This window comes from Bradyrhizobium altum (genome assembly GCF_020889705.1).
GTDB lineage: Bacteria > Pseudomonadota > Alphaproteobacteria > Rhizobiales > Xanthobacteraceae > Bradyrhizobium > Bradyrhizobium altum.
This window is the reverse complement of sequence record NZ_JACMYP010000429.1, coordinates 1-4,475: the sequence shown is the minus strand read 5'-3', so window position 1 is coordinate 4,475 and position 4,475 is coordinate 1. Positions and strand designations below refer to the sequence as shown.

4 protein-coding genes and 2 pseudogenes are annotated in these 4,475 nt (G+C 57.3%); 3 read left to right on the top strand and 3 right to left on the bottom strand.

The annotated features are described in order from the left end of the window. Positions 1-317: pseudogene (locus H8B02_RS49240) on the top strand (transposase); the annotation flags it as partial. Positions 318-962: 645 nt separating this feature from the next. On the opposite strand, the gene H8B02_RS45540 reads toward H8B02_RS49240, so the two are convergent. Beyond that, a complete protein-coding gene (locus tag H8B02_RS45540) occupies positions 963-1,232 on the bottom strand; it encodes a DUF3551 domain-containing protein (RefSeq protein WP_229172254.1) in 270 nt (89 codons plus the stop codon). A 189-nt stretch (positions 1,233-1,421) separates the two neighbouring features. Beyond that, positions 1,422-1,757: a hypothetical protein gene (locus tag H8B02_RS45535; protein ID WP_229172253.1), complete on the bottom strand. Its 336-nt coding sequence runs from the start codon at positions 1,755-1,757 to the stop codon at positions 1,422-1,424. 213 nt (positions 1,758-1,970) lie between these two features. On the opposite strand from H8B02_RS45535, the gene H8B02_RS45530 reads away from it, so the two are divergent. Continuing rightward, entirely contained in the window at positions 1,971-2,294 is a 324-nt protein-coding gene (locus tag H8B02_RS45530) for a Kazal-type serine protease inhibitor family protein (protein WP_229172252.1), read from the top strand. A 114-nt stretch (positions 2,295-2,408) separates the two neighbouring features. Continuing rightward, entirely contained in the window at positions 2,409-3,104 is a 696-nt protein-coding gene (locus H8B02_RS45525) for a hypothetical protein (protein ID WP_229172251.1), read from the top strand. 819 nt (positions 3,105-3,923) lie between these two features. Here H8B02_RS45525 and H8B02_RS45520 read toward each other — a convergent pair. Continuing rightward, positions 3,924-4,475: pseudogene (locus H8B02_RS45520) on the bottom strand (hypothetical protein); the annotation flags it as partial.

Below are 4,475 nucleotides of genomic sequence, written 5' to 3'. Positions count from 1 at the left end.
AGGGCTATGGCAACAACAGCGACCTGCGCACGGAGATCACGGCGCTGGGATTGACCTATGTGGCGGGTCTTCTGTCGAGCACGACGGTATGGGCGCCCGGCACCGATCCCTTGCTGCCGAAGCCGTGGTCGGGCCGCGGCCGTCCACCGAAACTGATGCGCCGCAACCGTCAGCATCAGCCGGCCGCCGTCAAGGCGCTCGCGATCGGCCTGCCGGCCAAAGCTTGGCGCACCATCACCTGGCGGCAAGGCGCCGTCCCGCGAGGCAGCCAATTGCGCGTTCGATCGGTTTCAGACGACCTCGACATGGCATGTCGCGCCCCTGTCCGCCTTGCTCGCTCAAAGCTGGATTGTCGATGGCACCGCCGAGAAAGTGCTGCTCGCTGTACGCAGTGAGGCGGTCGCGCGACAGCAAATGGCGGCGAGATTGTTCGTTCATGCAACCTACCTGGCCAAACCGGAATCACTGCACATGTGGCTGGCGCTTCCGCGCAGATGGACGCAGCAGAGCTTTGTCGCGGCGGCTGCCGATGCCGGAGTGCTGGTTCGGTCCGGAAGCATGTTCGCGCTCGATGAAGAGAGTTCGCCTGAGGCCATTCGTATCGCATTGGGTAGTCCTGAAACTCGTGCCAGCCTTGGAGCAGCCCTGACAGCGCTCAGGCCTCTTGTGAACGAGAGCAGATAGCCCTTCCAGATCGGAGGCTGCTCCGGAGAGCTCCACATCTAGGGTTCGATCCTGCAAAGCTTGAGCAAGGAAGCGCTGCCTCGATCTGAAAGCGCAGCCTGGACTTGATTGACGAACGCGGGGAGAGCGATGACGTAGAATTGCGCGCCGGCCGAACAAAAGCCAACGCCATGCTCATCTCAGACAAGACGGCTCGGTTCGCGGTCTCCCGGCGGGTGAACTCGAACTGAGGGGCTGGGCCTGGTCAAGATGTGTCGGTTACTTGCGACCTTGGCCCACTAGCGCGCTTGCCATCGGTGTTGCTCGAAGGCGTAAACCGGATTGAGATGGCAATAGCCACCTGTACCGGATGCTGTCGCCATGCACTGGCGATAGGTCGAGAACTGGCAAGTGCCGGGATATCCCCAGGCTCGCCCCTGCAGACAATAGGTGTCTTGTATTGTGGGAAACCCGTATTCCGCACGATCTCGCGCATCGGCGGTCGAATACGATCCAAAGCCAGCCAGGGCGGAAACTGCAATCGCAACTATGAACTGAAGGTAGCGCATGGACGCCTCCACACCATAATCTTATTTCCTATAACTTTATTGAAGCCCAAACCGTCCGTTTTGTACATTCACAGCTTGGTCAAACCCCGAATGTCCGGCCGCGGTCCGCCGGTCGTCAGATCTCTTTAGTGGGGCGCGCTCCCTTGGAGCGAAAGCAAAACCAGGCTCCAACAGAGCGAGGAGCCGCAATCAGCGGCGCCAAGCCGGCAACAACGTCATTGAAAGAGAACAGAGAGAGAGGATCAATTGCGTGCACCATTGACGGGTGAATTGCGGCCAGTAACGCAGGAGGAATGCATTATTCCTGCTGCCGATAATCAGATTGCGCATGTTCCGCCAATTTTTGAAATCAGAAGCGCAGGTATACCGCGTGGCGATCATCCCGCTTGCCTTGAGCTGCGTGAGGGGACCTGCTGCCACGACCGAGTTCAAATGTGAGCTTGGTCTATTCTTGACTTTAAACAGGATGGAGCCTTCGTCGATGTCGGCCGGCCAAAGTAAGCCGCCGAGCTGCGCCTTGGTCAAATTTGCCAGGAAGTTGAAAAATGGACATGACAAGCCTTAGGTTGTCGTTGTATGGTTCTGCCACCTTTTGAAAAATGCTGTTTCCTTCTCGTCATTAGCCCTTAGGCGAACGTTGTTCGGACCTTCTCGCGCCTCACTACCGAATTGATCAGCGCTGCCCGCGTGTAGGTGGGCGAGGTGAATCGTGTTCTGTTCATTGCACGGAGCGTAAAGATGTCCCTCAAGATTGTACTTTCCTTTACATTGTTCCTTTCCGCGGCGTTTGTTACCCCGGTTTCCTCACAAGCTGCAAAAGTGGGTGAAGCGTGCGGCGGCTTCGGCGGCATCAAATGTGACCGGGGACTTTGGTGCGATCCAACGCCTGGTCAATGTGGCTTCGCTGATGCATCGGGCGTATGCGTCAGGGTTGGTCAGTTCTGTCCACAGTCGCGTGCGAAAGCGGTTATTCCAGTTTGCGGTTGTGACGGAAAAACTTACAACAATGATTGCGAGCGGCAGAAGAAGCACGTCGCGAAGAAGAAGGACGGAAGCTGTTGATCGCGGATCAGCGCTCACCAACGACGCGCCCTCCATACTCGTCCATAGGCCTGCGTGACTAACGAGGCTGCGTTCGTTCCATTTATTCAGGATATTCTTTGCGGATAGGGCAACATGATCTCAACAAAGATAATTGGTGCATGTGGTGCAATTCTAGTCCTTGCAGCGGCTACTAGTGCAGCTGCCGCCGATCTTCGCGTCTACCGCCCCGATGGCAGTTTGCAATGCAACCAAGGCCAGGCTCGTACTCTCGATCAAGACAAGGCCGTGCTGGAAAGTCTTGGAGCGCACGTTGTTGGCCAAGAAAAGAGACAGTTGCCATTCAAGATCATCCAAATGTGCGGGGCTCCGACGGGGCAGGCCAACACCTACGTGATCAGCGAAGCCGATTGGCAAAAGATCCGGCGGGGATTTGTTGGTCCAGCGAAGTTTGGATTATGGATATTCGATTCGAAGACTGCGGTTGTCTACAAATATGACGGAACCATCCTTTGTGCCGAGGGCAGTGGGATCAAGCTTGACGACATGGCCAAGGAGCTCACGAGCGCCGGAATCGCGATTATCAGTCAAAAGAAAGCGACTGACGGATTGATGCACATACAGCTGTGCGGATCAATCACGGGCAGTGTGAACGCCTACGAGATTGCATCTTCCGACCTGCAGAAAGCGCTGGATCTCGGCTTCTCCTATTTGATCACGCCTCAAACGGCGACATCCATTATCGGCGAAGCAGATTCCAAGAAGAAGGCGCTTGCCGCACCGGCGGCACGAAGCGCAGGTTGGCCTTTGCCTTGGCCGTTCCCGTGGTAGGCGCGGCCATTCTGGTGTGGGTAGATTGTTGAAGGAGAAAGCGTGATGTTCATTCGTCCCATAGTGGTTTCGGTCTTCGCTGCAAGCGTGTTCAATGTTGGCCTAGCGTCTGCCGACCAGCGCTCGGAGAGGTTGTCCCATATCAGGATCGCTCAGGAAAAGACCACCTGCCCGCAGGTCATACATTGCGGGACCAAGAACGGCGTGGTCAAAGAGTATCCCACTCGCTGTGCCGCAGAGGAAGATGGAGCGACGAATATTGCGCCAAAGACGGGCCCCACGTGTCCGGCGGCGCAATAGAAAAGCGCCGACCGATTCCACTCCAATGTATCAGCCGCATGCGAGCTTGTGGTTGCTGCGTCTTTCGGGCGTGCATGACTGCAAATCACCGGATCGAAGATTAAACGATGTAAAGCCGAGGGAATCGGACTTTTGACCTCGGCAGCGGTGGCGATCGTCCGGCGGACAGTCTGATCAATCTCTACCCGATAGCAGGATTGAGCTCGCTTGACGTGGCTATCGGAGGAGAGCGAAGTCAGGTGTGGGATTTCTCCGCGCCCGATCTTCGCATTCCAATGTGCAGGCTTCATCCGCGGCGTGGCGCGACGATAACATGCATGCAACCCGGCGCGCCTGGCCGGGCCAGATCATTTAAGCGCGGTCACCCCGCCTTGCGTTGCGCATCATTGGAGGAGGAGAGCCATAACCCTAGTCCTTGAAAATGCCCCTGAACCTAGTCCGCTTGTACCAACTTGCTGGCCGCCCCTCAGCCATTTGCCCCAAGAATCAAACCGGTTTGGGGACCGCGAATCTTGGCTGCTAGTTGGTCCCAAGTGATGGTTCGAGCTTCTGGGGATCGATGGCGCGCCCGGCAAAACCCGTAAAGGCCTTTGCCGCTCCTTTGGCTTTCTCGAGATATTTCGCGTAAGCAGCCACGCCAGCCCGGTCAATGGCCCCCTGCAAGGTCATTACAGCCGTGCTCGGTGGAGGGCCGGAAGCGTTGAAAGCGGCCTCGCGAAACTCCGCTTCGGCGGCGCGCAGATCCGTCAACACGGCGTTGAGTTGAGAGGCGCCGCTCGGCGAAACCAGCTTGCCTGCGATGTAGACGATCTGGCTCAATCCCAGAATACCGAGGATGTTCTGGGGCACTGTGAAAGACGACAGCTGCGAGACCCCGCCGACGAAGAGGGCGCCCCCGACGGCCGCCGTAAACAGCAGGCTCTGAAAGCGGTACACGTCGAAATAGCCATCGCTCGAGATCAAGTCATAGAACGTTGGCTGCGCTGCGAGGCGGACAGCTGGGCCATCATACCAGCCCTTGCTCAAGAGCCATGCCTCATTGGCCGGATCGATCGCCGTCTTTGATTGCGG

Bases quoted from the DNA above. Each gene is read 5' to 3' on its own strand.
- H8B02_RS45540 (WP_229172254.1), bottom strand. From the start codon at position 1,232: ATGCGCTACCTTCAGTTCATAGTTGCGATTGCAGTTTCCGCCCTGGCT.
- H8B02_RS45530 (WP_229172252.1), top strand. From the start codon at position 1,971: ATGTCCCTCAAGATTGTACTTTCCTTTACATTGTTCCTTTCCGCGGCG.
- H8B02_RS45525 (WP_229172251.1), top strand. From the start codon at position 2,409: ATGATCTCAACAAAGATAATTGGTGCATGTGGTGCAATTCTAGTCCTT.